This is a genomic window from Morganella psychrotolerans, from assembly GCF_001676155.1.
GTDB classification, from domain to species: domain Bacteria; phylum Pseudomonadota; class Gammaproteobacteria; order Enterobacterales; family Enterobacteriaceae; genus Morganella; species Morganella psychrotolerans.
The window spans coordinates 475650-496025 of the sequence record NZ_LZEW01000001.1; the positions used below are offsets into that span (position 1 = coordinate 475650).

The 20376-nt window shown below is 48.9% G+C and carries 23 protein-coding genes and 2 pseudogenes; 12 read left to right on the forward strand and 13 right to left on the reverse strand.

Going from position 1 to position 20376, the window contains the following annotated elements:
- Window positions 1-221 precede the first annotated feature (221 nt).
- From AYY16_RS02285 to flgA, 3 genes are all read right to left on the reverse strand, one after another.
- Complete coding sequence (locus tag AYY16_RS02285; RefSeq protein ID WP_067361516.1) at window positions 222-662, reverse strand: flagella synthesis protein FlgN; 441 nt, start codon at window positions 660-662, stop codon at window positions 222-224.
- Window positions 655-894: a flagellar biosynthesis anti-sigma factor FlgM gene (gene flgM / locus AYY16_RS02290; protein WP_235846187.1), complete on the reverse strand. Its 240-nt coding sequence runs from the start codon at window positions 892-894 to the stop codon at window positions 655-657. The genes AYY16_RS02285 and flgM overlap by 8 nt, the downstream gene beginning before the upstream one ends.
- Window positions 895-1147: 253 nt before the next feature.
- On the reverse strand, window positions 1148-1804 hold the full coding sequence (gene flgA / locus AYY16_RS02295; RefSeq protein WP_067361519.1) for a flagellar basal body P-ring formation chaperone FlgA: 657 nt from the start codon (window positions 1802-1804) through the stop codon (window positions 1148-1150).
- Between the two features lie 251 nt (window positions 1805-2055).
- On the opposite strand from flgA, the gene flgB reads away from it, so the two are divergent.
- The 11 genes from flgB to flgL all read left to right on the forward strand — a co-directional run bounded on the left by flgB (window position 2056) and on the right by flgL (window position 12216).
- A complete protein-coding gene (gene flgB, locus AYY16_RS02300) occupies window positions 2056-2472 on the forward strand; it encodes a flagellar basal body rod protein FlgB (protein ID WP_067361520.1) in 417 nt (138 codons plus the stop codon).
- 5 nt (window positions 2473-2477) lie between these two features.
- Complete coding sequence (gene flgC, locus AYY16_RS02305; protein ID WP_067361521.1) at window positions 2478-2882, forward strand: flagellar basal body rod protein FlgC; 405 nt, start codon at window positions 2478-2480, stop codon at window positions 2880-2882.
- Window positions 2883-2893: 11 nt separating this feature from the next.
- On the forward strand, window positions 2894-3724 hold the full coding sequence (locus tag AYY16_RS02310; protein ID WP_067361522.1) for a flagellar hook assembly protein FlgD: 831 nt from the start codon (window positions 2894-2896) through the stop codon (window positions 3722-3724).
- Window positions 3725-3753: 29 nt separating this feature from the next.
- Window positions 3754-4968, forward strand: a complete 1215-nt coding sequence (flgE, locus tag AYY16_RS02315) for a flagellar hook protein FlgE (RefSeq protein WP_067361525.1) — start codon at window positions 3754-3756, stop codon at window positions 4966-4968.
- Window positions 4969-4983: 15 nt separating this feature from the next.
- Window positions 4984-5739 (forward strand): flagellar basal body rod protein FlgF, encoded by a 756-nt coding sequence (locus AYY16_RS02320; protein WP_067361526.1) that lies wholly within the window; start codon window positions 4984-4986, stop codon window positions 5737-5739.
- 19 nt (window positions 5740-5758) lie between these two features.
- The gene (gene flgG / locus AYY16_RS02325) at window positions 5759-6541 is read left to right on the forward strand and encodes a flagellar basal-body rod protein FlgG (RefSeq protein WP_067361527.1); all 783 of its coding nucleotides are present in this window, start codon (window positions 5759-5761) and stop codon (window positions 6539-6541) included.
- Between the two features lie 77 nt (window positions 6542-6618).
- The gene (locus tag AYY16_RS02330) at window positions 6619-7368 is read left to right on the forward strand and encodes a flagellar basal body L-ring protein FlgH (protein WP_067361529.1); all 750 of its coding nucleotides are present in this window, start codon (window positions 6619-6621) and stop codon (window positions 7366-7368) included.
- A gap of 15 nt (window positions 7369-7383) precedes the next feature.
- Window positions 7384-8490: a flagellar basal body P-ring protein FlgI gene (locus AYY16_RS02335; RefSeq protein ID WP_067361531.1), complete on the forward strand. Its 1107-nt coding sequence runs from the start codon at window positions 7384-7386 to the stop codon at window positions 8488-8490.
- Window positions 8490-9467, forward strand: coding sequence for a flagellar assembly peptidoglycan hydrolase FlgJ (flgJ, locus tag AYY16_RS02340; RefSeq protein ID WP_067361533.1), 978 nt, complete (start codon window positions 8490-8492; stop codon window positions 9465-9467). The genes AYY16_RS02335 and flgJ overlap by 1 nt, the downstream gene beginning before the upstream one ends.
- Window positions 9468-9597: 130 nt before the next feature.
- On the forward strand, window positions 9598-11238 hold the full coding sequence (flgK, locus tag AYY16_RS02345) for a flagellar hook-associated protein FlgK (RefSeq protein ID WP_067361536.1): 1641 nt from the start codon (window positions 9598-9600) through the stop codon (window positions 11236-11238).
- 30 nt (window positions 11239-11268) lie between these two features.
- Window positions 11269-12216 (forward strand): flagellar hook-associated protein FlgL, encoded by a 948-nt coding sequence (flgL, locus tag AYY16_RS02350; RefSeq protein WP_067361538.1) that lies wholly within the window; start codon window positions 11269-11271, stop codon window positions 12214-12216.
- 74 nt (window positions 12217-12290) lie between these two features.
- On the opposite strand, the gene AYY16_RS02355 is transcribed toward flgL, so the two are convergent.
- Window positions 12291-13247, reverse strand: coding sequence for a LysR family transcriptional regulator (locus tag AYY16_RS02355; protein WP_067361540.1), 957 nt, complete (start codon window positions 13245-13247; stop codon window positions 12291-12293).
- A 112-nt stretch (window positions 13248-13359) separates the two neighbouring features.
- Here AYY16_RS02355 and AYY16_RS02360 point away from each other — a divergent pair, with 112 nt between their 5' ends.
- Window positions 13360-14097: an SDR family NAD(P)-dependent oxidoreductase gene (locus tag AYY16_RS02360; protein WP_067361542.1), complete on the forward strand. Its 738-nt coding sequence runs from the start codon at window positions 13360-13362 to the stop codon at window positions 14095-14097.
- 119 nt (window positions 14098-14216) lie between these two features.
- Here the strand turns inward: AYY16_RS02360 and fliR are convergent.
- The 9 genes and pseudogenes from fliR to fliJ all read right to left on the reverse strand — a co-directional run bounded on the left by fliR (window position 14217) and on the right by fliJ (window position 20370).
- A pseudogene (fliR, locus tag AYY16_RS02365) lies at window positions 14217-15000 on the reverse strand (flagellar biosynthetic protein FliR).
- A 3-nt stretch (window positions 15001-15003) separates the two neighbouring features.
- Window positions 15004-15273: a flagellar biosynthesis protein FliQ gene (gene fliQ, locus AYY16_RS02370; protein ID WP_067361543.1), complete on the reverse strand. Its 270-nt coding sequence runs from the start codon at window positions 15271-15273 to the stop codon at window positions 15004-15006.
- Between the two features lie 8 nt (window positions 15274-15281).
- A complete protein-coding gene (gene fliP, locus AYY16_RS02375) occupies window positions 15282-16025 on the reverse strand; it encodes a flagellar type III secretion system pore protein FliP (protein ID WP_067361544.1) in 744 nt (247 codons plus the stop codon).
- Window positions 16026-16034: 9 nt separating this feature from the next.
- Window positions 16035-16487, reverse strand: a complete 453-nt coding sequence (fliO, locus tag AYY16_RS02380) for a flagellar biosynthetic protein FliO (RefSeq protein ID WP_067361546.1) — start codon at window positions 16485-16487, stop codon at window positions 16035-16037.
- Window position 16488: 1 nt separating this feature from the next.
- Window positions 16489-16900: pseudogene (fliN, locus tag AYY16_RS02385) on the reverse strand (flagellar motor switch protein FliN).
- On the reverse strand, window positions 16893-17906 hold the full coding sequence (fliM, locus tag AYY16_RS02390; RefSeq protein ID WP_067361548.1) for a flagellar motor switch protein FliM: 1014 nt from the start codon (window positions 17904-17906) through the stop codon (window positions 16893-16895). Before fliM ends, fliN begins: the two are co-directional and overlap by 8 nt.
- Window positions 17907-17911: 5 nt before the next feature.
- Entirely contained in the window at window positions 17912-18397 is a 486-nt protein-coding gene (gene fliL / locus AYY16_RS02395; RefSeq protein WP_067361550.1) for a flagellar basal body-associated protein FliL, read from the reverse strand.
- A 164-nt stretch (window positions 18398-18561) separates the two neighbouring features.
- Window positions 18562-19926: a flagellar hook-length control protein FliK gene (locus AYY16_RS02400; RefSeq protein WP_067361552.1), complete on the reverse strand. Its 1365-nt coding sequence runs from the start codon at window positions 19924-19926 to the stop codon at window positions 18562-18564.
- Window positions 19927-20370, reverse strand: coding sequence for a flagellar export protein FliJ (fliJ, locus tag AYY16_RS02405; protein ID WP_067361554.1), 444 nt, complete (start codon window positions 20368-20370; stop codon window positions 19927-19929).
- Window positions 20371-20376 lie beyond the last annotated feature (6 nt).

The window sequence follows — 20376 nt, forward strand, 5'->3', positions numbered from 1 at the left end:
CCTGTGAAAACAGACTCCCGTTTTTTATGTGCAGCATGTGCGTAATTCTGCCGGATGTTGTTTGGGTCCGCTGCTTTGCGTGAAACCGCAGAGATCTGCATTCAGAGGCAGGAACAGGGACAGATACAGGGATTATTCAGAAAATATAAGCGGAAACAGGGGGAAGCGGAGAAGGATGCAGGAATGAAACAATTAACTGCCATACAGAAGGCAGTTAATTATCAGACAATAATTTTCTTACCCAGTAACCGGCTGCCGGATTCCTGACCATCAGCACCATAAGTCGCCTGGTTATTATGTTTTTTCATAAAATCCAGTCGTTCCTGATTAAGCTGCATGTGCAGTTTCAGCATCTGATGGTTACGGTAATTCATCTCTTTCAGCATGATGGTAAGATCTTTAATGCTGTTCCAGACAAGATGAATACCTTCATCGTCCTCATAGGGCGGGCATATACCGGACTCCTGCTCAAGTTGCAGGCGATGGTTTTCATTGTGACCGATAGCAGCCACCAAAAACCGTTTTTGTTCCGTTGTTTCCTGATACGGGGATTGCGGAACGCGCGCATAGCCGAGTAACAACTCCTCATTTTTCATCACCTGGTGCAGTGATTGTAAATGAGCGAGTTGTTGCTCAAGCAGCGGCAGAAGTTGTTCAGTCATCTTTATCAGCACTGTTTATTGATAGCATGCATTCATGTGCATCACGCAGAATACCATCAGCTATTTTACCGGCGTCCATACGCAGCGTACCGTCTTTCAGGGCTTGCTTGATTTCAGCAACTTTTACCGTATTGATATCATTTTTATTCGGTGCCAGCAGTTGTTTCTGAATTTCACTTGGTGAAAATGCACTCTCGCGGACTGTTTCAGCGGTCTGAATTTTTTTTATCACGCGGTGCTGCGGCCATTTCTTTCGGGTCGCGGTTGGTCACTTTAGTCAGTGATGAAATCGCGGATGTTTGCTCAATTGCCATATTTATTTTCCTTATTCCCGATCTGCGGTGATTGAGGGTGTCTCCCTTATACTCACTACATATCGGCAATTTTATCTGAAACTTTATAACTAAATTTATACCCTTATTCATTCAAACAGCAGGTTCGTTGGCTACGCTCAGCCTGCATTTTGAATGACGTCGGGTATATAGCTAAAGTGATACTTTTACACTGCCATTCTCAAGTGCTTCGCCGCTGACGACTTGTCCGTTAACCAGACGCACCCGGATTGTGGCACCCGTTGCAGCATTATTGATGGCGCGCCCTTCGTATTTTACCGAAAAATTGTCACCGTCCGCTACAACAAATACGGTTTGTCCGGCTTTAATTGCCCAGGGCTGACGATACATTGAACTTATGTATGTCTGTCCGGCATCAATATTACGCAGGGCAACGCCTCCGCGCAGTGCCATTTTATCGGTGACTGTGCCTGCCGGTAACTTATGTAATAAGCCCCGCTTTGCACCGATATCCACAAACTGAATAGCTTCGCCGCGCATTATTTGCCGGGTGGCAACGTAATATTGTCCGGTGACATTCACGGTCAGCTGAATAAATGTGCGTTTCTTCCCGCACAGCACCGGCAGTGAAACATTACCCGTATTACGCCCGCCTGCCGGTAACTGTAACACCGGTTTCTTACATGCAGGCCAGCGGTCGATAGGTGTTTTTACCTCTATCGACACTTTCAGCGGCTCCGGGTGTAACAGGCGGAAATACTGATTGATATCCTCCGGCAATGCAGCTTGCGCAGAGGCGGAAAATACCAGTAAACCGCTGATGAGTAATTTACGGTAACGGAGAGACATACTTTTTCCTCATATACCCTTATTCCTTCAAACAGCAGGTTTGTTTACCGGGCAAAGCCCGCCTGCATCCTGAATGACGTTGGGTATAGTCAATCAGCCCATTTCTGATGTCCGCAGTTTACGCACTTTCAATATCGTTGAATCCGGTAAATAGCCCGGTTATTTCACGTTTATCCTGCCATTTGAATTTTTCAGGGACGGCTACTATAGCTATCACTAAAACAGGCGTTCCACATCAATTGAGGACAGACATGCTTGATAAGTTAAATGCTACGTTTGCGTTTCAGCAGCAGGCGCTTTCATTGCGTGAAAACCGTCAGACAGTGCTGGCATCCAATATCGCTAACGCAGATACCCCGGGCTATCAGGCGCGGGATATTGATTTCAGCCATCAGCTGAAACAGGCAATGAACAACGGCACAGCCAAAAGCGGTGGTCTGACAATGGCGGTCACTGCGAAAGGACATATCAGCGGACAGGGTACGGCCACACCTTCTGCGGTTGATCTGAAATATCGCGTTCCGTATCAGACATCTATGGACGGTAATACCGTCGATATGGATGTCGAGCGCAGCCAGTTTGCTGATAATACCCTGAAATATCAGGCTGACCTGACCTTTATTAACAGTCGCGTGAAAAGCATGCTGGCTGTCTTACAGCAAGGATAATCCGCATGGGATTACTGAGTATTTTTGATATTTCCGCATCAGCATTAACGGCGCAGTCACAGCGTCTCAATGTCAGTGCGAGCAATATGGCGAATGCCGAAAGTGTGGCAGGCCCGGATGGTGAGCCGTACCGTGCGAAGCAGGTTGTGTTTCAGACCTCGCCGCAGGGGCGTTATGACATCGGCGGCGTAAAAGTCAGCCAGCTGATTGAAGACCCGTCAGAACCCCGGCTTGAATACAAACCCGGTCACCCGCTGGCAGATGAAAAAGGCTACGTGCGTATGCCTAATGTGGATACCGTCGGCGAAATGATCAACACCATTTCGGCTTCCCGCAGCTACCAGGCGAACCTGGAAGTGATGAATACCGCGAAAACCCTGTTGCAGAAAACATTAACACTGGGGCAGTAACGGAGTAAATCATGGGAATTAATGCCACGAACAATGAATCAACGAATAACGATATTGACACTCAGAAAAAGCCGCAAAAAAGCCAGAGTGATGATATGCGGGATACGTTTTTGCAGATGATCGTCACGCAGATGCAGAACCAGGATCCGACCAAACCGATGGATAACACGGATCTTACCAGCCAACTGGCGCAAATTGCATCACTTGAGAGCATGAATAAGCTCAATGACAGTGTGACCGGTATTTCCAAACAAATTAATTCGGGTCAGTCATTGCAGGCAACTCAGCTGGTCGGAAAAAGCGTGCTTATTCCCGGCAGTGATTTAGTCCTGACTCCGCTGAATACTGACGGTACACAGAAATTAGTGAAACCAACGAATCCGCTGGCGGGTACTGATGAATCTGTTCTGCCGTTTGCCGATGATAAACCGGATGACGGAAACAGCGGGAATAACGAAGGCAGTAATACCGGCTATGAGTCTTCACCGTTCGGCTTCTTCCTCGGTAAACCAGCCGACAAAATTGATATCACTATCCGTGATAAAAACAAAGCCATTGTCCGGACTATTACGATTGAGGGTGAAACCAAACCGGATCTTTATGACCGGACCTGGGATGGCCGCAATGATAATGGTGAGCTGGTTGCTGACCTTAAAGGTAAATATACCTTTGAAATCAAAGCCAGCATGAAGGGCGAAGAGATCGCAGAAAGCAATCTTATCCGACTGAAATACGCAAAAGTTAACGGAGTAACACCGGGGGCGGATGCACCGTTGCTGGATGTGGGCATTGGTCACAGTGTGTTGTTATCTGAAATATTTAAAGTGTATCCGGCTAATTAATAAGTAAACCCAATTGTCATGGAGGTGACATGTCTTTTTCACAAGCAGTCAGCGGTCTGAATGCCGCTTCATCGGGGCTTGACTCGATAGGTAACAATATTGCCAACTCAGCAACCAACGGTTTTAAAGGCGCACATGCCTCTTTCTCCGATATGTTTGCAGGCTCCGGTGTTGGTCTGGGGGTAAACGTCGCAGCGATTTCCCAGAATTTTAAAGATGGTTCAATTACCCGTACTGATCGCGCAACGGATGTTGCTATTTCAGGTAACGGTTTTTTCCGTTTACTGGATACCAACGGTGACGTGGTTTACAGCCGTGACGGCGAATTCCACCGCGACAAGAGCGGAAATCTCGTTAATAACCAGGGAATGATGGTCAGTGGTTTCCCTGCGGGTATGGATGCTAACGGTAATGTAACTATCCAGACCGGTGGTGTACCACAACCACTGAATATCCCGACGGATATGATGGATGCAAAAGCGTCAGCCAAAGGTGAATTAACCATTAACCTGAACTCCGACGACAAAGTTCCGACTGTTACCACGTTTGACCCTGATAACCCGGACAGCTACAACTTCAGTACCACGATGACCGCGTATGACAGTCAGGGAAATACCCATGAAATTGCTGTTTACTTTGTGAAAACAGCGGATAACAAATGGGATGTTAAGGCAAAGGACAGTACTGATAAAACATCGGTAATTCAGGATCTGGGTCCTATGGAGTTTGATGGTAACGGTAAACTGAAAGGTCCTGCCGATTTTACAGTTGCTTATAAAGGATTAAACGGTGCTGATCCCGGTGCGATTGATCTGAGCCTGAATAAAACCCGTCAGCAGAAAGTCACTGAATCATCCGTCAGCAAAATTGACGTGGATGGTTATCAGTCCGGTGAATACACCAACTTTAAAATCGAAAACGACGGCACAATTACTGCCAGCTATTCAAACCAGCAGAAGCGTACTGTCGGCAAAATGGCACTGTCTTCATTTGCTAACCCGAACGGACTGGCCTCTCAGGGCGGTAACGTCTGGAAAGCAACCAATGCCTCCGGTAACCCGATGGACGGTGTGCCGGGAACGGGTCAGTTCGGTAACCTGACCGGCGGCGCGCTTGAAGCATCCAACGTGGATATGAGCCAGGAACTGATCAATATGATTGTGATGCAGCGTAACTATCAGTCCAACTCACAGACCATCAAAACGCAGGATCAGATGCTGCAAACATTGGTTAACTTACGCTAAGTACTGAGGGCGGTCATGGATCACGTTATTTATACGGCAATGGGTGGCGCTAAACATGCGCTGGAAAATCAGGCCATTGTCTCGAACAACATTGCCAACGTCTCAACGTCCGGGTTTAAAGCACAGTTATCCGCTATGCGCGCCGTTCCTGTCAATGGTGACACGGAACAGACCCGGACACTGGTGGTTTCCACAACACCCGGGGCGGACATGAGTCAGGGACCGCTCAATTATACCGGGCGATCAATGGATGTGTCGCTTAACGACGGACATTTTCTGGCTGTTGCACTGCCGGGCGGTGATGAAGCCTACACCCGTAACGGGAATATTCAGATTTCAGCCGATGGTCAGCTGATGCTGGGTGAAAACCTGTTACAGGGCGACGGCGGGGCGATTGATGTGCCTCCGCATGCACAGCTTACTATCGGCGGCGACGGAACCATTACGGCGCTCATCCCGACTGATCCACCGACGATGCTCGGGCAGATTGGTCGTCTGAAAATGGTGGAAGCGAAGCCGCAGGATGTGATGCGCGGTGAAGACGGGCTGTTTCATCTGACACCGCTTGCCCGTAACACCAACGGCAATGCATTGCCAATGAGTGAGCGCGGCAAAGTGATGGCGGGTGTGCTGGAAGGCAGTAATGTCAATCCGGCACAGGCGATGGTGGAGATGATAGCCAACGCACGCCATTTTGAGATGCAGATGAAAGTCGTCCACAGCGCGGATGAAAATGCCCAGCGGGCGAATCAGCTGCTGGCTGTAAGTTAATACTTAGTAAGGAATTATCATGATCCGTTCATTATGGATTGCAAAAACCGGGCTTGAAGCCCAGCAGACAAACCTGGATGTTATTTCCAACAACCTGGCGAACGTCAGCACTAATGGTTTTAAACGCCAGCGCGCTGTGTTTGAAGACCTGCTCTATCAGAACATCCGCCAGCCGGGTGCGCTGAGTTCCGAACAAACCTCTTTGCCGACCGGTCTGCAATTGGGTACAGGTGTCCGCCCTGTGGCGACCACCCGTATTCATGAGCAGGGCAGTCTGAATAAAACCGGTACCTCGACTGATATTGCGATCAGCGGGCAGGGTTTTATCCATGTTCAGATGCCTGACGGCTCTGATGCCTATACCCGTGACGGCTCTCTGCATCCTGATCAGAATGGTCAGTTGGTGACATCATCCGGCTATCAGGTTGTGCCTGCCATTATGATCCCGGAAGGGGCGCAGAAGATGGAAATCGGTCGCGATGGTACTGTCTCTGTCACCATGTATGGTGAGAGTCAGCCACAGCAGATCGGACAAATCACGCTGACGACCTTTATCAATGATGCCGGTCTGGAAAGCATGGGTGAAAACCTGTACATGGAAACCGCCAGCTCCGGTGCACCGACTGAAAGTGCGCCTGAAACAAATGGCGCAGGGCGTATTTATCAGGGAATGGTAGAGACTTCCAACGTCAACGTAGCCGAAGAACTGGTCAATATGATCCAGACTCAGCGCGCGTATGAAATCAACAGTAAGGCGGTTTCCGCCTCTGACCAGATGTTACAACGTCTGACTCAGCTGTAATTCCCCGCCCCGTCCGCGAATGAATTGCGGACAGGGCTTTTTTACTGAGACACGCACAGAACAGCAAGAGTAAAAAGATGACTGAAAATGGCATTGTTCCACAGCAGCAGGATTGCGCAAGTTCTCCTGCCTTGTCTGTTTCCGGGCGCGGACTGGTGGCGGCAGCAGTGATTGCTGTTTCACTCAGCGGCTGTGCTTACATCAAGCCAAAACCTCTGGTGGACACCAAAACAACCGCCTTACCGGTGGCACCGACAGCTCCGGCACCCAACGGGGCTATTTTTCAGAGCGCGCAGCCGGCTTTTTACGGCTATCAGCCTCTGTTTGAGGACAGACGTCCCCGCAATACCGGGGATATCCTGACGATTAATTTGCAGGAAAATGTCAGCGCCAGTAAAAACTCCTCCGCGAATGCAAACCGTGCCGGGAAAACCGGGTTCCTCGCCTCAATATTGCCGGGCTTTATGAGCGGCTGGCTCGGCGGCGGTAACACTGAGCTGGATGTGAAAGGCAACAGTGAATTTTCCGGCAAAGGCGGCGCAAACGCACAAAACACCTTTAAAGGTACGATTACTGTCACGGTGGATCAACTTCTGGCAAACGGCAACCTGCATGTTGTGGGTGAAAAACAGATCGCTATCAATCAGGGAACGGAATCTATCCGTTTCTCCGGCGTGGTCAATCCGCGCACAATCGGTGCGGATAACAGCGTCAGTTCGACTCAGGTTGCAGACGCCCGTATTGAGTATGTAGGCGATGGCTATATTAATGAATCGCAGAATATGGGCTGGTTACAGCGCTTCTTCCTGAATGTATCACCGTACTGAGCAGAGGTAATGATAATGAAAAAAGTACTGGCTGGTCTGCTGGTTGCGGTTCTGGGTGTATTAAGTGCCCCGGCTCATAGTGAGCGGATCAAAGACCTGACGAGTGTTCAGGGAATTCGTGAAAATGCCCTGATTGGCTACGGGCTGGTCGTGGGGCTGGACGGCACCGGTGACCAGACGATGCAGACGCCGTTTACCACTCAGAGTCTGAGCAACATGTTATCCCAGATGGGGATCACGGTTCCGCCGGGCACCAATATGCAGCTGAAAAATGTGGCGGCTGTTATGGTTACCGCAAAAATGCCGCCATTTGGTCGTTCCGGGCAATCTATTGATATTGTGGTTTCCTCGATGGGTAATGCCAAAAGCCTGCGTGGCGGCACATTGCTGATGACACCGCTCAAAGGTGTGGACGGGCAGGTGTACGCGCTCGCGCAGGGGAATATCCTGGTCGGCGGAGCCGGTGTCAGTGCCGGTGGCAGCAGTATTAAAGTTAACCAGTTAGCGGGCGGGCGTATCAGCGGCGGTGCCAGTATTGAGCGCGAACTGGCAGGCAGCTTTGGTCAGAGTGGTGTTATCAATCTTCAGCTGAATGAAGACAGTTTTGCCCTGGCGCAGGATATCTCGGATGCGGTTAACAGGATGAACGGTTCCGGTACGGCGACTGCGCTGGACTCACGCACTGTGCAGTTACGGGTTCCGCAAAGTAACAGTGACCAGGTGCGTTTTCTGGCAAGAGTGCAGGATCTGAATATTCGTCCGCCGCAGACAGACGCTAAAGTTATTCTCAACTCCCGTACCGGCTCTGTGGTGATAAACCGCACGGTGACACTGGAAAGTTGCGCTGTCGCACACGGCAGCCTGGCGGTTACGGTAGATCGTGATACTCAGGTTAATCAACCGGATACGCCATTTGCCGGCGGTCAGACAGTGGTGACACGCAATACCAATGTCGGGATCCGCGAGCAGGACGGCACACTGAAAAAAGTGAATGCAGGGGCAAATCTGAATCAGGTTATTCAGGCGCTGAATACATTAGGGGCAACGCCGACCGATCTGATGTCTATTTTGCAGGCGATGGAAAGTGCCGGTTGTCTGCGGGCGAAGCTGGAGATTATCTGATGAGCGACGTGCAGTTAATGCAGAGTGCTGCTTATGACGTGCAGTCGCTGGGCAGCCTGAAGCAACAACTGAATGAGAAACCGGAAGAGGGGCTGCGTCAGGTGACGCAGCAACTGGAAGCGACATTTGTTCAGATGATGCTCAAAAGTATGCGGGCGGCACTGCCGCAGGATGGTATGTTTTCCAGTGATCAGACCCGGATGATGACCAGTATGTACGATCAGCAAATCGCACAAAACCTGTCACAAAAAGGGCTGGGATTCGGCGAGATGATGTATCAGCAGCTTTCCGGCAATCAGGATACGGAAATGCCGCTTAACTCATCAATGATGTCACTGGGTGATGCCTCCGTTGTGCAATCGATGCCACAACAGGCGATGGCTCAACTGATGCGCAAATTCAGTTCGGCTGGTGATATGTTAAGCGCACCTCTGAAAAAAGTCCGCGAACTGGGACTGAACAGTCAGAACTTTATTGCCAAACTGACTGAACCGGCAAAATCGGCGTCACAGAAAAGCGGGGTACCGCATCTGCTTATTCTTGCCCAGGCGGCGCTGGAGAGTGGCTGGGGAAAGCGTGAAATTCTGACCGCAGAAGGTAAAACCAGTCATAACCTGTTTGGTATCAAAGCCGGAAAAAGCTGGAAAGGACCGGTCACGAATATCATGACCACGGAGGTTATCGATGGTAATACCATCAAAATGCGTGATAACTTCCGCGTTTACGGTTCTTACGAGGAAGCAATTGCGGATTACACCCGCTTGCTGACAGAAAACCCGCGTTACCACGGTGTGAAGCAGGCGGCAAGCCCGGAACTGGCGGCACAGCGCCTGCATAAGGCCGGTTACGCAACTGATCCGGGTTACTCAGACAAACTCATCACGCTGATTAACCAGATCAGAGGAACTGCGCCATCCAATCCGGTTGCTTCCCGCGCTGTTCAGGCCTATTCCCTCGATTTAAGCGATATTTTCTAATCTGTTTGCGGTGTAAAAATAAAGTTATATCACTAAATTTTTACGCCGTCTTTCCGATAACTAAGTAAGAGATAATTTTAAACGGATGGCATCTGTTCCCGGGAGCAGGCACCAGTCAAAGGAAAAGCGAATGCTGAATAATGTAATGAATAACGCATTAAGCGGAATTAATGCAGCCCAGGGCGGGCTGAGCGTTATTTCCAACAACCTGGCGAATGCCGGGGTCGGTTACTACCATCGCCAGAGTGCGGTATTTGGTGAGAATCCGGGCACAATGACCACAAATGGCTATTTCGGTAATGGTACATATTTCAGCCATGTCCGCCGTGAATTTGATGAATTTGTTAATGCACAATATAACGGTGCGCGTTCACTCAGTGGTGAGCATGAAGCGTATCTGAAAAATATCAGTGATGTCGATAATATGCTGTCAAACAGCACTGATGATATTGCCGGTATGCTGGGAAATTTCTTTACCTCACTGGATGAAGCTGCCAGCGATGCAAGTGATAAAACGCTGGTTGATGTATTTCTCGGTAAAGCGAAATCCATGGTAAATCAGATGAAAGAGGCTGATCGCCGTCTGCGTGAAATGGATCGTGATGTTAATCATCAGCTCGATAATAAAATCAAAGACGTTAATACCTACGCAGAAAAAATTGCACAGCTCAATGAACAAATCAGTAATTCCCGGTCTGTGAATAACAGTGAACCGAACGATTTACTGGATATACGTGATCGTTTAGTCAATGAGCTGAATTCAGTCATTGGTGTAAAAGTTATTGAGCAGAACGGGAATTTTAACGTCTCTTTTGCTAATGGTCTTCCGCTGGTAACAGGCGGACGGGCAAACCGTCTGGAAGCGATACCGTCGGGCAGAGATGACAGCCGCCTGAGTGTCGGGTTTGTGGATTCAGCCGGGAATGTCCGTGAAATAAAAGATGAACAGATCCGTGGTGGTGAGTTAAGCGGTGTTCTGCGTTCCCGTCGTGAAGTTATTGACCCCGCAAGACAAAAACTGAATCAGATGGCACTGGTTTTTGCGGAGAAATTTAATGAAGTTCATCGCAAAGGCTATGATGCAAACGGCAATACCGGTAAAGATTTTTTTGCGGTTGGCGGCGGCAGTGTGGTGAGCAACACGCATAATAAAGGAAAAGCGGATTTTGACATCAAATATACCGATGTATCAGCGGTATCCGGCAATAATTATGATGTCAGTTTTGACGGTACTGACTGGAATGTAACCCGTTTGCCGGAAGGGACAAAGGTTAATGCTAATTTTGACAGCGCAACCGGAAGTTTAAAATTTGATGGTATGGATATCAAAATCAGCAATAACACCGCACAGGCCGGGGACAGTTTCCTGCTGAAACCGGTGGACAATGTTATCGGTGGTATGAATACCCTGATTAATAATGCGGCTGATTTTGCAGCATCTGATAGTACGGGGGGCGCGAGCAATAACGAAAACATCAAAGATCTGGTGAAGTTACAGGATCAAAAACTGGTGGGCGGAACATCAACCCTGTCAGATTTTTATGCCTCTCTGGTCAATGATGTCGGTAGTAAAACGAAAGAGGCCCTGTCAAACTCTGAAACACAAAACAAAGTGACTATCCTTTTGTATGAGAATCAACAGGGTATTTCCGGCGTTAATACTAACGAAGAAAGTGTTCAGATGCAGAAAATGCAGCAATTTTTCAATGCTAATGCCAAAGTGCTGTCCACCGTTGACGAATTATTCGATGCGCTGATGCGTGCGTTCTGATTAGTGATTATGTAAATAAGGGAATTTATTATGCGCTTTAGTACTAATTTAATGTTCAGTCAGCGGGTAACGGATATGAATAATTCAACCGCCCGCTGGATGGAAGCCGGCTCTAAACTGGCTTCCGGCAAACGTGTCAGCAAGCCTTCTGATGATGCACAGGCATCGGCACAGGCGGTGCGTATCAGCCAGTCAGAAACCCGTAACCAGCAGTATGCCTCAACCCGTGGTTTTGCAAAAACAGGGATGACGCTGCAAATGAGTATTCTCAGCCAGATGAATAATGTCTCCACACAGATGGATACCACGGTTATTCAGGCCTCTAATCAGGGCACACTGAGTGATGCGGATCGTGATTCTCTGGCATCACAGCTACAGGGACAGAAAGATCAATTAGTCTCCCTGGGGAATACAACAGATGGCAACGGGCGTTATATTTTTGGTGGTTATGAATCCGATAAGCCACCTTTTGAAGTGGATGCAACAACCGGTGATGTAATCTACCGTGGCGGTGACAAATCTATCACCCAAAACGTGGGCAGTGACCGTGAAATGATCAGCTATTTCAATGGTTCTGAGGTGTTTGCCACAACCACAAATACAAAAGGTGAAAAAGTTGCAGATATGTTTACGGCGATTAATAAAGGGCTGGAAGCTCTGAAGATCCCGCAGCAAAATGCATCTCAGGCAGATCTGGACAAGGCGAATGCTGCTATGGGAGATGCCAATAAGGGCATTAAAGCCGGAATGGATAAAATCTCCAACATTGAAGCGAAACAAGGCTTGCAGCTCCAGGAGATTGACAGCCTGGATTTCCTGTCAGACACCCGGAAAATCCAGAATGACAGCCGCATGAGTGAGCTGATGGAGACTGACTGGACCGGCACTATTTCTGATTATCAGAAAGAGATGTCCATGTTCCAGGCATCCCAGAGCATTTTTAAAGATCTTAACAGTATGTCGCTGTTCAGCCGTTAATTTACGGATAGTTATATTCCTCTCCGGGGCCGTCATTATGACGGCCTTTTTTTTATGGCTATATTTTCCCGGGATCACCGGACAGGAATAATCACAGCATCCTGCGGAAAACCATCGGCAGGCTTTAGTTCTTCTGCCAGGAACGCGGTGAAGGCTCTGATTCGGGGGGATTTCATTGCATCCGCCGGGCTGGCAAGATAATGAATATGTGAAACCCGGCTCCAGGGTTTCAGGAGGCGGACAAGTTGTCCGTTATCCACGGCTTTGCGGGCAATAAAATCATGCATTATCGCCGGACCATTACCATTGAGCGCCATGTAATAGGTGGACATAACATCTTCAAAGAATGCCATATCACCTTGTGTTTCAATATGAACAACCTCATTATTGTCGAGTACAAACGGCCAGCGCAGCGCGTGTACGTTTTCCGGCAGATGCATCTGGAGGCAGTTATGATTGCGCAGGTCATCAATAGTATCTAACGGCGGCGCTTTCTTCAGATAGTCCGGCGACGCCACTACCCAAAAGACGGAATAATCAATTTTTGTTGCCACCCAGTCCGGCAGATAGTTCAGCCAGCTTGTCAGAACAATATCACAACCGGGGTTCTCCTGGCGGGGGATGCGGAACCGGAGACTGAAATCGATTTCAATCTGCGGATAACGCCGGCGAAATTTTGGTATCAGCGGAAACACTTTCAGATAAGCGTAGTCATTTGGCAGGCAAACGCGGATTTTTCCTGCCGGAATTGTTTTCAGATCCTGCAAGGCATTTTCTGCATCATACATGGCATTGAGGGCAGTTTTACAGTAGCTCAGATAATGCTCTCCGGCTTCTGTCAGCCGGACATGGCGGGTCGTGCGGACAAATAATGCGCAGCCGAGTTTCTGCTCCAGCCGGTGAATTGTTTTGCTGACGGCGGCGGGAGAAATATTCAGTGCGCCTGCCGCCTGTGAAAAACTCTGCAACTCTGCGGCCCGGCAAAACAATTCCAGAGTTCCCAGCATTAAATCATCAAAGTGACGCGGCATTGTTAACCTCGGGTTAATAATGAAGTAATCTGAGGGTAGTTTATTTTACGTAGGTCAAATATATAATAACTACCATCAATTACTGAAGAAAAAACATAAGCGCAGGTTATTTATGAATCCACAACAACGTACTGCCGTCATTACAGATGCAGAAAGTTGTCTGGGAAAGCAATTAACCAGGACACTGCTTGATGAACATTATAGAGTGATTGGCGTATTCAGCAATGAGCAGGCCATGCAGGCCTTTATGCAGGGGCCGGATAATAAACCGTCATTTTTACCGATTGTCGGTGACAGTCATTCAGCCGACTTTGCGAATGAAATTATCCAGCAGGGAATTATTCATTTCGGAAATATCGATGCTATCATTCATAATTCCGGAGCATTTGTCTGCAAACCTTTTGAAACAACAACTACAGATGATCTTCAGCATTTAATAAACAGTAATATTTATAGTTTATTTAATCTGAGTCAATTAGCAATTAAAAACATGTTGAAAAATGAAGGCGGAAAAATTATTGTTGTGACGTCATCTATTGCGCTGCAACCATCCCAAAAAATCCCCGCCGCCCTGAGTGTTCTGGTGAAAGAGGGAGTTCATGGTCTGGTCAGGGCGCTTGCGCTGGAATATGCGAAGAAGAATATCCGGATCAATGCCATCGCCCCCGGGTATATTGAATCACCGACATGTTCCGGACTGAATAAAGATTTAATTAATTTAGTTTCCCCGGCTGATAAAGTCGGAACCGTTAAAGATATTATAGACAGTATTCGTTTTCTGCTGACATCAGATTATATCAATGGCACGATTATGCCGGTCGATGGTGGTTATTCAGCAGGGAATTGGTAACAGAGTTATTTCTCAAGTCGTTTCCGGATTACACACAGCAAGCTATTTTTGTACGTCAGTTACCGGAGCCGGTAACCACTTTCTCAGTGGTTACCGTTTTTTTTGTCCGGTGTTTACAATCAACCTGCGTAGAGTGTGAAAATCAGTGATAATTGTTCAAACGCCTGATTAATCACCCGCTCGGTATAGCTCGGAAGAACAGAAATAATCAGACCGAGCATACTTATTCCGACGGTCAGCGTCAGTGGAAAACCGACCACAAAGACAGATAACTGAGGTGTCATGCGATTTAAGATACCTAACGCCAGGTTAAGAATCAGAAATAAGGTAATAAACGGCAGTGCCAGCATCAATCCGTTTAAAAATATATGGTTAGCTGATTGCACCAGTATCCAGAAGCCATCGCGGTTCAGCGGGAGTATCTGTATGGGAAGCAGATCAAATGAATTAACCACAATATGAATCAGCCACAGATGCCCGTCAAAAGAGAGAAACAGCAACAGAACGATCAGGTTAAATATACGCGCGATAATCGGCATATTCGGACCGCCGCTCGGGTCAAAAAAAAGTCGCGAAAGATAGACCCATCTGTAAACCAATCACTTCACCGGCATGACGCACAGCGGCAAATGCTATCTGCATCGCCAGCCCCATGGTTATACCAATCACCATTTGTTGCAGAATGACCCATAAGCCGGGCGCGGAAAACAGCGGAATATTCACCACCGGTAACTGTGGCGAGACAATCAGCACCGTAAAAAAGGCCAGCATGACCCGGACTTTACCAATGGACTGTTTTTCATTGAAAAAGGGTGCGGTGCTCAGCAGTGCCAGGATCCGGATAAACGGATAAAATCCCTGGCTCAGCCATAATGTGAGTGTTTCGCTGGTAATGGTTAACATAGATTAACCAATAATGAACGGCAGATTACTTAACAGGCTGCGCATATAGTCGATGAGCAGATTGAGCATCCACGGACCTGCAATCACGATCACACTGATAACTGACAGGATTTTCGGGATAAATGACAATGTCATTTCATTTACCTGGGTGGCGGCCTGCAATAAACTGATCAACAGACCTGCCGCAAGGGCGGCAAGCAGTAAAGGTGCCGCCAGCATCAGCGCCACTTTCATGGCTTCAATTCCCAGAGCCATAACGGATTCAGGTGTCATGACGTCTCCTAGTTAAAAAAGCTTTGTGACAGAGAGCCGAGCAGCAACTGCCAGCCATCCACCAGCACAAAGAGCATCAGCTTAAAGGGCAGGGAAACAGTGGCAGGCGGCACCATCATCATCCCCAGCGCCATCAGCACGCTGGCGACGACAAGATCGATAATCAGGAACGGAATAAACAGCGTAAAGCCAATCTGAAATGCCGTTTTCAGTTCGCTGGTAATAAAGGCAGGGATTAAAATGCGCATCGGCACATCTTTAGCTTCCTGAATATCTTCCGTTTTGGCTATGCGGGCAAACAGTGCCAGATCGCTTTCACGCGTCTGACCCAGCATAAAGGTGCGGAAAGGTGCGGTGCCGCGTTCAAGTGCGGTTTCCAGACTGATTTTGTCTTCACTGAACGGCTGATACGCTTCCTTGTACACTTTATCAATGACCGGTGACATCACAAAAAAGGTGAGAAACAGCGCCAGTCCCAGCAGAACCTGGTTCGGCGGTGCTGAAGGCGTACCCAGCGCGTTACGTAACAATCCCAGTACAATAATGATGCGGGTAAAGCCGGTCATCATCAGCAACAGCGCAGGGATAAATCCCAGCAGTGTTAAAAAAAGCAGTGTCTGAACCGGCAGTGACCAGCTTTGACTGCCGTCCGGCAGTACATGGCTGACAACGCCGGGCAAAGACGCCAGTGCTGCCTGGGGAAGAAGCAAAAGCAGCATCAGTACGGGGATTACACGTTTGTGAAATAACATCTTGGATTCTCAGATTGGCTTATCAACAGGCGCGGCCCGTTTGGTTTTCAGCAATGCGTGAAAGGCTGAGGGTGCATTTGTTACCGCATCCGGGTCTGCCGGACAGCGGTGAAGTAAATTAACAGATTGTGCCGTGACACCCAGGATAAGCCACTCATCCTGAATCTCCACAACCACCAGCCGTTCTTTACTGCCTAAGGAACAGCTGCTTTTTACTGTCAGCAGTGCTGTTTTCCCCGCAAGTTTTGCGGAAAACCCAAGTTTTCTGACAAGCCAGGTCAGGGCGAGGATCAGCAGGATTATTCCGCCGAGTGCCCCGGAAACCTGGATCAGACTGTCTGTATTGCTGACCGCCTGCGTGCCCGGTACAGAGGGTTGTGTGATTACCGGAGAAAAAACGGCAGTGTCTGCCGTTTTTTCTGTTGCCGGTAACGCGGCGTGCCCGGCGCTGTTTGCTATCATATCAGCGGCTCAGACGACGCATACGCTCAGACGGGGTAATAATATCCGTGATGCGGATACCGTAGTTATCTGAGACAACCACCACCTCGCCCTGCGCAATCAGATAGCCGTTGATCAGAATATCCAACGGCTCGCCGGCGAGTCCGTCAAGTGCGACCACCGAACCCTGCGATAAACTCAGGAGTTTTTTGATGGTCATTTTTGTCCGGCCCAGCTCAACAGAGAGGCGGACAGGGATATCCATAATCAGATTGATATCGGATAGCTGACTCAGCGGATTCTGGCTGTCAAGGTTATCAAACGGGTTCTGAGTCCCGGATTCTGCTTTTTTTTTGTTGTTCCATCGCATCAGCCCACAGAGATTCATCATTTTTTTCAGGGTTCATGCCCGGAGTGTTATTCGCCTCACTCATTGGTTTTTTCCTCGTCCAGAGTGTTTAATACAGGGTTAATCAAATGTTCTACACGCAACGCATATTGGCCATCACGGGTGCCATACTGACTGGTCAATACAGGTACGCCGTCAACACTGACAATCAGGCGATCCGGTTTATCTACAGGGATCACATCCCCTTTTTGCAATTGCAGTAATTTAGAAATGCGCAGCGGCATTTCAGCAAAATTAGCGACCAGTTCCAGCTCAGAATGCTTCACCTGTGTAACCAGGTTTGACACCCAGGCTTCATTTTCCTGATTGCCGTGTTCCATCGGCGGATTGATTAACCGCTCGCGGATAGGCTCAATCATGGCTATCGGGATACAGATACTGAATTCACCAATGGTGTTACCAATCTCGACCAAAAATGATGTCGTAACGACGATATCGTTGGGTGAGGTGGTGATATTAGTGAATTTTACCTGTATCTCTGAGCGGACATATTCCACTTCCAGGTCAGCAATCGGCTTCCATGCATCACGGTAAGCATTCAGTGCCAGTTTCAGCATGCGGTGGATAATGCGTTGTTCGGTATTGGTAAATTCTTTACCTTCAGAACGAACCGGAAAACGACCGTCACCTCCGAACAGATTGTCGACGGCGATATACACCAGCGCAGGCTCAAAGGTGAACAGTGCGGTTCCGCGCAACGGAGGCATGTGCACGAGATTCAGGTTAGTCGGCACCGGAAGATTACGGGCAAACTCATGATAAGGTTCTATTTTAATACCACCGACAGTGATGTCGGGACTGCGGCGCAGCATATTGAACAGTCCCATACGGAACTGACGGGCAAAGCGTTCATTAATAATTTCGAGGGATTGCATCCGCTCACGGATAACGCGGCGCTGAGTATTCGGGTTATAAGGACGAACCTGATCCTTATCTTTTTCCTGTGCTCCGTCGGCAGGAAGCGACTCTGATGGCGAATCACCATTGAGCAGCGCGTCGATCTCCGCCTGAGATAAAATATTATCGCTCATCAGCTTTACCGAAGAATAAAAGTAGTGAATAACACGTCCGAAATATCCTGATCCGGCTGACCGGGAACCAGCGTCGGGGCGAGTGTGGTTTTAACCGCATTCATTAACTGAATTTTTCCGTCATGTGTTCCCAGCATCTGTGATGTCTGTTGTGATAACAGCAGCAGAAGACGACTGCGGACTTCCGGCAGATATTCATGGAGTTGTTCACGGGAACGTTCGTTGGCCAGGCGCAGTGTCATATCAATATATAACACGCGGTCACGGCTGTTATTCACACCGGGCAGGTTCACGGTAAAAGGTTCAACCCCCATGAAGATGGGTTCAGGCATATTGGCCCGTTTCTCTTCTCCGGTACCGGCCGTGGTGGTGGTGTCCTGCTGGGACCACCAGCTGTAGCCACCGAAACCTGCACCCGCGAGGGCAATCAGGGCGAATAAAACCAGTAACCCGGCATTGGAACCTTTTGAGGCGTTACGTGAAGACGACATGTTAACTGAATTCCTATTTCTTTTAGCAAAACCCGTCAGGGGTTTCATACTCTGTATACCCGACTATTATGGCGTGCTTCTGCGGGACTAAAGGGGGGAAAAACGAAACAAAAAGGCGGTAACTCGGGGCTTTAGTTCCCGCGCTCCGCCATTAAGTATAAGGATCAGGCGAAGGTATCTATTCCGCCGCGTGCAAGGGCCGCGCTGTGCGCCACACGACTGACGGTGGTATCACCCTGAATATTCAGACCGGTGATGTTTCCGGCAGCGGACAGTGATTCACCGGATTGCCGCGCGTTCTGACCCTCCCCGGAGTTTTGCTGATCGCCGTGGTATTCCTGACCGACAGAACTTTGCGCCAGATTAATGCCGCTTTCCTGAAGGGCACTGCGCAGTACCGGCATCATTGATTCCATTGCGGCGCGGACATGGCTGTGTGGTGAAACAAAATGCATAACAGCCTGATTATCTTCGATTTTAAGATGGATATTCAGCGAGCCGAGTTCTTCCGGATGCAGCCTGAGTTGCGCCTGCTGTAATCCCTGACGGGAGAAGTAAGTGATATTCTGGCTGACCTGCTGCTGCCACAATTCACTGCCCAACTGACCGGTAAGCGGCATTGCCTGTGCGGTTGGTGCTGCGGCTTGTGTGGCAGATACCTGTGCGGCGGACGGCATCATTGCCGGGCTTTGCAGTGCGGTATGTGCTCCGGGTGCCGTGACAGTCTGAAATGCACTGTTTTCAGTTTTGATACTGAATGCACTTTTACTGTTATCACTATTGTTCTCTGTAACAGAGACCAGCGATAACGGTGTTGTTGTATCTGCTGATTTTTTATTCAGCGGCATAAAATCGTCCGCAAGCGTTTTCGGATCGGCTTTCTGTGCATCCGCTAAAGAAAAGCGGGGCTGATCGACACGCGGTTTTGATTTTTCATCAGTAAACAGGGTACGTGAGTCGATTTTTTCATCGGTGATCAGCGGTTTATCATCCGTTTTTACCAGGATGTCATCCTGCAGTTCCGCTGTTTTGGCACTGTTTTTCCCGCTGTCATCAATATGCAGTTTTGTCTCTGTTACTGGTTTTTCTGCAACAGTACCGTCGCGCCCGGTCAGGCGCTCTTTCAGTGCTGTCAGTAACGCATTGTCAGCTTCATCAGAAGCCGGAAGCGCGGTATTCCCGTCTTCAGCACCTTGTAACAGCTTAGGATTAAGGTCCGCCGTGGTAGTATCACCCTGTAAACGACGGGAAAAATTAAGCTGAGCCAGGGTATCTTCACTGGTCTGCTTTTGCGCGGCGGTGGTTTTTGCATCTCCGGCAGGTTTACGGGCAGCAGCATCATGTTGATTGTTTTTTACGCCATTGGCCGCACTGACCTGTGCCGGTTTTTCCGGGCGGGGCTGCTGTGCATCCAGGACGGACTGAAACGGCAGAACCGTTGCCTGTACGTCTTCCGCCTTCGGGGATTCCTGTTTATTCAATGCATTGTCAGCTGAACTGATCGGTTTGGTGCCGGCATTGACATCCATTTATCGGGTTCTCCATAAAGTAGCCCGCTGGGCAAATTCATCCATCTGCTTTTGCTCCAGCCGGTTCTGTCGTTGATTATGTGCATGATCGGCGCGCTGAATAAGAGTATCGAACGCATTTACCCGCTGCTGTTTTTCCTGCCAGTGGCGGTTTGCCTCACTGACCCGGTGTGCCCAGACGGTTAACTGGGTTTGCTGCTGTTCTATTGTCACATCGAGTGTGACTAAAAATTGCTGATAATTCTGCCACTTATCGGCGGCCATTCCGGTGTGAAGCGTCTGATTCAGTTTCTGGCGGTAATCTGCCTGATAATTTTCCAGCATAGTGAGCTGCTGACTCATCTGCGTGTGAGTCATGCGCACCTGAGCCAACACTTTTGCCGCCTCTTCGGCGGCATCTTCGGCTAAATTTAACAGTGTGGTTAATGCATTATTTTTTGACATTGACGG

What these genes read in the sequence shown, in the direction of transcription:
- fliQ (WP_067361543.1), bottom strand. Translation starts at nt 15,273, where the DNA reads ATGACACCTGAATCCGTTATGGCTCTGGGAATTGAAGCCATGAAAGTG.
- AYY16_RS02360 (WP_067361542.1), top strand. Translation starts at nt 13,360, where the DNA reads ATGAATCCACAACAACGTACTGCCGTCATTACAGATGCAGAAAGTTGT.
- flgC (WP_067361521.1), top strand. Translation starts at nt 2,478, where the DNA reads ATGGGATTACTGAGTATTTTTGATATTTCCGCATCAGCATTAACGGCG.
- fliM (WP_067361548.1), bottom strand. Translation starts at nt 17,906, where the DNA reads ATGAGCGATAATATTTTATCTCAGGCGGAGATCGACGCGCTGCTCAAT.
- fliO (WP_067361546.1), bottom strand. Translation starts at nt 16,487, where the DNA reads ATGATAGCAAACAGCGCCGGGCACGCCGCGTTACCGGCAACAGAAAAA.
- flgL (WP_067361538.1), top strand. Translation starts at nt 11,269, where the DNA reads ATGCGCTTTAGTACTAATTTAATGTTCAGTCAGCGGGTAACGGATATG.
- flgJ (WP_067361533.1), top strand. Translation starts at nt 8,490, where the DNA reads ATGAGCGACGTGCAGTTAATGCAGAGTGCTGCTTATGACGTGCAGTCG.
- flgG (WP_067361527.1), top strand. Translation starts at nt 5,759, where the DNA reads ATGATCCGTTCATTATGGATTGCAAAAACCGGGCTTGAAGCCCAGCAG.
- flgE (WP_067361525.1), top strand. Translation starts at nt 3,754, where the DNA reads ATGTCTTTTTCACAAGCAGTCAGCGGTCTGAATGCCGCTTCATCGGGG.
- fliJ (WP_067361554.1), bottom strand. Translation starts at nt 20,370, where the DNA reads ATGTCAAAAAATAATGCATTAACCACACTGTTAAATTTAGCCGAAGAT.
- AYY16_RS02400 (WP_067361552.1), bottom strand. Translation starts at nt 19,926, where the DNA reads ATGGATGTCAATGCCGGCACCAAACCGATCAGTTCAGCTGACAATGCA.
- AYY16_RS02320 (WP_067361526.1), top strand. Translation starts at nt 4,984, where the DNA reads ATGGATCACGTTATTTATACGGCAATGGGTGGCGCTAAACATGCGCTG.
- flgB (WP_067361520.1), top strand. Translation starts at nt 2,056, where the DNA reads ATGCTTGATAAGTTAAATGCTACGTTTGCGTTTCAGCAGCAGGCGCTT.
- fliP (WP_067361544.1), bottom strand. Translation starts at nt 16,025, where the DNA reads ATGTTATTTCACAAACGTGTAATCCCCGTACTGATGCTGCTTTTGCTT.
- AYY16_RS02335 (WP_067361531.1), top strand. Translation starts at nt 7,384, where the DNA reads ATGAAAAAAGTACTGGCTGGTCTGCTGGTTGCGGTTCTGGGTGTATTA.
- flgA (WP_067361519.1), bottom strand. Translation starts at nt 1,804, where the DNA reads ATGTCTCTCCGTTACCGTAAATTACTCATCAGCGGTTTACTGGTATTT.
- AYY16_RS02310 (WP_067361522.1), top strand. Translation starts at nt 2,894, where the DNA reads ATGGGAATTAATGCCACGAACAATGAATCAACGAATAACGATATTGAC.
- flgK (WP_067361536.1), top strand. Translation starts at nt 9,598, where the DNA reads ATGCTGAATAATGTAATGAATAACGCATTAAGCGGAATTAATGCAGCC.
- AYY16_RS02330 (WP_067361529.1), top strand. Translation starts at nt 6,619, where the DNA reads ATGACTGAAAATGGCATTGTTCCACAGCAGCAGGATTGCGCAAGTTCT.
- AYY16_RS02285 (WP_067361516.1), bottom strand. Translation starts at nt 662, where the DNA reads ATGACTGAACAACTTCTGCCGCTGCTTGAGCAACAACTCGCTCATTTA.
- AYY16_RS02355 (WP_067361540.1), bottom strand. Translation starts at nt 13,247, where the DNA reads ATGCCGCGTCACTTTGATGATTTAATGCTGGGAACTCTGGAATTGTTT.
- fliL (WP_067361550.1), bottom strand. Translation starts at nt 18,397, where the DNA reads ATGTCGTCTTCACGTAACGCCTCAAAAGGTTCCAATGCCGGGTTACTG.